The following is a 3,506-nucleotide window of genomic DNA, read 5'->3' as shown; positions in this document are numbered from 1 at the left end:
GGTTAGGGGTGGGGGGAACCTTCGGCAAGCAACCGTCCTCTCACCCCACCTCCGGCAACCGCGCCGCCACCAGCGCCCGCGTCATCTCGTGCCGGGGATGGACGAAAAGCTCGCCCGGCCGCCCTTCCTCCACGATCTTCCCCGCCTGCATCACCAGCACCCGGTCGGCGATGGCCGCGACCATGTCGAGGTCGTGGCTGATGACGAGGTAGGTCAAGCCGAACTCGGCCTGCAGGCGCGTCAGCAGCGCCAGCACCTCGGCGCGCACGGAAAGGTCGAGGGCGGAGACCGGCTCGTCGAGCACCAGGAATTTCGGCCGCGTCACCAGCGCGCGGGCGATGGCGAGGCGCTGGCGCTGCCCGCCGGAGAACTCGTGCGGATAGCGCGCGAGCATGTCGGGCGAAAGCCCCACCGCCTCGACCGCTTCGGTAAGGTGCCGCTCGCGCGACGCGCCGTCCATGGCCGGCAGCAGCCGCAGCGGCTCGGCGATGGACCGGCCGACGCTCATGCGCGGATCGAAGCTCGAGAACGGGTCCTGGAACACCAGCGACAGGTCGCGCCGGATCGCCGGATCGTTGGGATCATAGGCTCGCCCCGCGAAGCGGATGCCGCCCGCGCTCGGCCGGTCGAGGCCGACGAGCATGCGCGCCAGCGTCGTCTTGCCGCAGCCGGAGGGGCCGACGAGCGCGACCGATTCCCCGGCGCGGATGGCAAGGTCGACGCGATCGACCGCCGCCAGCGGCTTTCCCGGCAACGGCCAGCGGCCCGGCTGGCGGAAGCGCCGGGTGAGGCCCTTCGTCTCGACGAGCACCACGTCCGTCGGCTCATGTTCCACCTGCGGCAGGTCCATCCGGGCCGCGGCGACGAGCCGTTTCGTATAGTTCGCGCGCGGCGCGCCGAAAACCTCACCGGTGGCGCCGGTTTCGACGATCTCGCCGGCCTTCAGCACCGCGATGCGCGTGCAGAGCCGGGCCACGGCCTTGAGGTCGTGGCTGATGAACATGAGCGCCATGTCGCGCCGTTCGCAAAGGCGCTCGATAAGGTCGAGCACGGTCGCCTGCGTGATGAGGTCGAGCGCCGAGGTCGGCTCGTCGGCGATGAGGATGTCCGGGGCGCTGGCGAGCGCCATGGCGATCATCACGCGCTGGCGCTGCCCGCCCGAAAGCTGGTGCGGATAGCGCGCCGCGTGGCGCGGCTCCAGCCCGACTTCGGTCAGCAGCGCGCCGATGTCGCCGCCCGCGCCCGTCAGCGCCAGCGCCTCGCCGATTTGCCTCCTGACCCGCATCAGCGGGTTGAGCGCCGTCATCGGTTCCTGGAACACCATGCCGATGCGCTTGCCGCGCAGCCGTGCCATGGCGGTCTCGTCGTCCGGCAGCGGCGCGCCGTCGAAACGAATGTCGCCCTGCCGCCGCGCCGCCTCGGGCAGGAGCCCGGCGATGGCAAGCGCCGTCAGCGTCTTGCCCGAGCCGCTTTCGCCCACGAGCCCGAACCGCTCGCCGGGCGCGATGGCAAAGCTGACGCCATTCACCGCCCGCTGCGCCCCGAAGGCGATGGTGAGGTCGGAGACTTCGACGAGGCTCATGCGACGCTCTCCACCGGCTTCAGGCGCGGGTCGAGCGCATCGCGCAGGCCGTCGCCGGCCAGGTTGAGGGCGATGACGATGGCGACGATGGAAAGGCCCGGCACCAGCGACAGGAACGGATGGAGGATGAAGAGCGATTGCGCGTCGCGCAGCATCAGCCCGAGGCTCGTCGCCGGCGGCTGCGTGCCGAGCCCGATATAAGAGAGCCCGGCTTCGGCCAGGATGCCGAGCGCGAGCTGGATCGTCGCCTGTACGATGACGAGGCCCATGATGTTGGGCAACAGGTGCTGCCAGGCGATGGCGGCGTTGGAGAGCCCGGCGAGCCGCGCCGCCGCGATGAAATCGAGCGAGACGATGGTGAGAGCCCCGCCGCGTGCCACCCGCGCGAAGACGGGAATGTTGAAGATGCCGATGGCGACGACCGCGTTGACCGCGCCCGGCCCGAAAAGCGCGGTGATGAGGATGGCGACGACGAGCGCGGGAAAGGCGAAGACGAAGTCGGAAAGCCGCAGGATCAGCCATTCGACCGGCCCCCGCCAGATCGCGGCGGCCAGCCCCAGCGGCACGCCGATCCCCGCCCCGATAAGGACGGCGAGCGCCGCGACGACGAAGCTGGTCAGCGTGCCGCTCATGACGAGCGAAGCCATGTCGCGCCCGAAGAAATCGGTGCCGAGCCAGTGCGCGCCGCTCGGCCCCTGGAAGCGGCGGGCGATGTCGATCTCGGCGATGGGGTAGGGGGTCCAGATGAGTGAGACCAGCGCGAGGATGACGAACACCGCCGTCGCCGCCAGGCCGATGAGCAGGCTCGGGTGCCGCGGCAGCCTCATCGCCCGCCTCCCTCGCGCAGGCGCGGATCGATGAGGGCATAGCAGAGGTCGGTCACGAGCATGGTCAGCGTCACGCCGATGACCGGCACGATGGTGATGCCGCGCACGAGGATGAGGTCGCGCTCGGAAATGGCGGTGAAGATCAGCCGCCCGAGGCCGGGCAGGTAGAAGACGTTCTCGACGATGATGACGCCGGCGACGAGAAAGGCGAACTGCAGGCCGAGGATGGTGAGGACCGGCAGGAACGCGTTGCGCACCCCATGCCGCCACACCGCCTCGCCCATGGTCATGCCCTTGGCGCGCGCGGTGCGGATGAAGTCCTGCCCTGTCACCTCGACGAGCGCGGTGCGCATCACCCGCGCCAGGATCGCCGCCTGCGGCAGGGCGAGGGCGAAGGCGGGGAGGATGAGGCCGCGCAGCGCCGCGCCCGGATCCTCCTGCCAGGGCGTGAAGCCGCCGGTCGGCAGCCAGCGCAGGCCGACGGAGAAGACGAGGGTCAGCAGCATGCCGAACCAGAAGTTCGGCACGGCGATGCCGAGCTGCGCCAGCATCATCAGCCCCGTGTCGACCGGCGACCCGCGCCGCCGCGCCGCGGCTATGCCGAGCGGCAGCCCGATGGCGACGGAGAGCACCATCGCGATCAGCGCCAGCGGCAGGCTCACCCACAGCCGCTCGCCGATGAGGCGGGCGACCGGCGCGTTCTGCGTGTAGCTCACCCCGAAATCGCCGGTCAGCATCCCTCCGACCCAGCCGAGGAACCGCTGCCACGCCGGCGCGTCGAGCCCGAGCTGCGCTCTAAGGTTCGCGACCGCCTCGGCGCTGGCGTTGATGCCGAGGATGAAGCGGGCCGGGTCGCCGGGCAGCAGGTCGAGCAGGAAGAAGATGACGGCGGCGGCAACGAAAAGGGTTATCGCGAAGCCGAAGAGGCGGCGGAGGAGAAAGGTCATCGGGTGACCCTCGGTGGTTCAGGGGCGCACGGGCTTCCCCCCACCCTGTCCCTCCCCTCCAGGGGGAGGGGACCCTCCCGGTCACCGGGGTCTAACTGCACGGAAGTAGCGGCTCTTGCGCGCCCCTCCCCCTGGAGGGGAGGGACAGGG

Annotated in this window: 3 protein-coding genes; all 3 read right to left on the bottom strand. The window is 70.7% G+C overall.

The features are described 5' to 3' along the window. Positions 1 to 40: 40 nt before the first annotated feature. From VE25_RS18945 to VE25_RS18935, 3 genes are read right to left on the bottom strand one after another with little or no spacing between them, the layout of a single operon-like run. Positions 41 to 1,582: a dipeptide ABC transporter ATP-binding protein gene (locus VE25_RS18945; RefSeq protein ID WP_046110236.1), complete on the bottom strand. Its 1,542-nt coding sequence runs from the start codon at positions 1,580 to 1,582 to the stop codon at positions 41 to 43. After that, positions 1,579 to 2,409, bottom strand: coding sequence for an ABC transporter permease (locus VE25_RS18940; RefSeq protein WP_046110235.1), 831 nt, complete (start codon positions 2,407 to 2,409; stop codon positions 1,579 to 1,581). Before VE25_RS18940 ends, VE25_RS18945 begins: the two co-directional genes overlap by 4 nt. Next, complete coding sequence (locus VE25_RS18935) at positions 2,406 to 3,356, bottom strand: ABC transporter permease (protein ID WP_046110234.1); 951 nt, start codon at positions 3,354 to 3,356, stop codon at positions 2,406 to 2,408. The genes VE25_RS18940 and VE25_RS18935 overlap by 4 nt, the downstream gene beginning before the upstream one ends. Positions 3,357 to 3,506: the final 150 nt, after the last annotated feature.

Source organism: Devosia geojensis (assembly GCF_000969415.1).
Classification (GTDB): domain Bacteria; phylum Pseudomonadota; class Alphaproteobacteria; order Rhizobiales; family Devosiaceae; genus Devosia; species Devosia geojensis.
Note: the sequence above shows the minus strand (reverse complement) of the source record. Positions and strands in the feature narration are given on the sequence as shown.

Excerpts from the sequence above, each read along its gene's own strand:
- VE25_RS18940 (WP_046110235.1), bottom strand. The coding sequence starts at position 2,409 with ATGAGGCTGCCGCGGCACCCGAGCCTGCTCATCGGCCTGGCGGCGACG.
- VE25_RS18935 (WP_046110234.1), bottom strand. The coding sequence starts at position 3,356 with ATGACCTTTCTCCTCCGCCGCCTCTTCGGCTTCGCGATAACCCTTTTC.
- VE25_RS18945 (WP_046110236.1), bottom strand. The coding sequence starts at position 1,582 with ATGAGCCTCGTCGAAGTCTCCGACCTCACCATCGCCTTCGGGGCGCAG.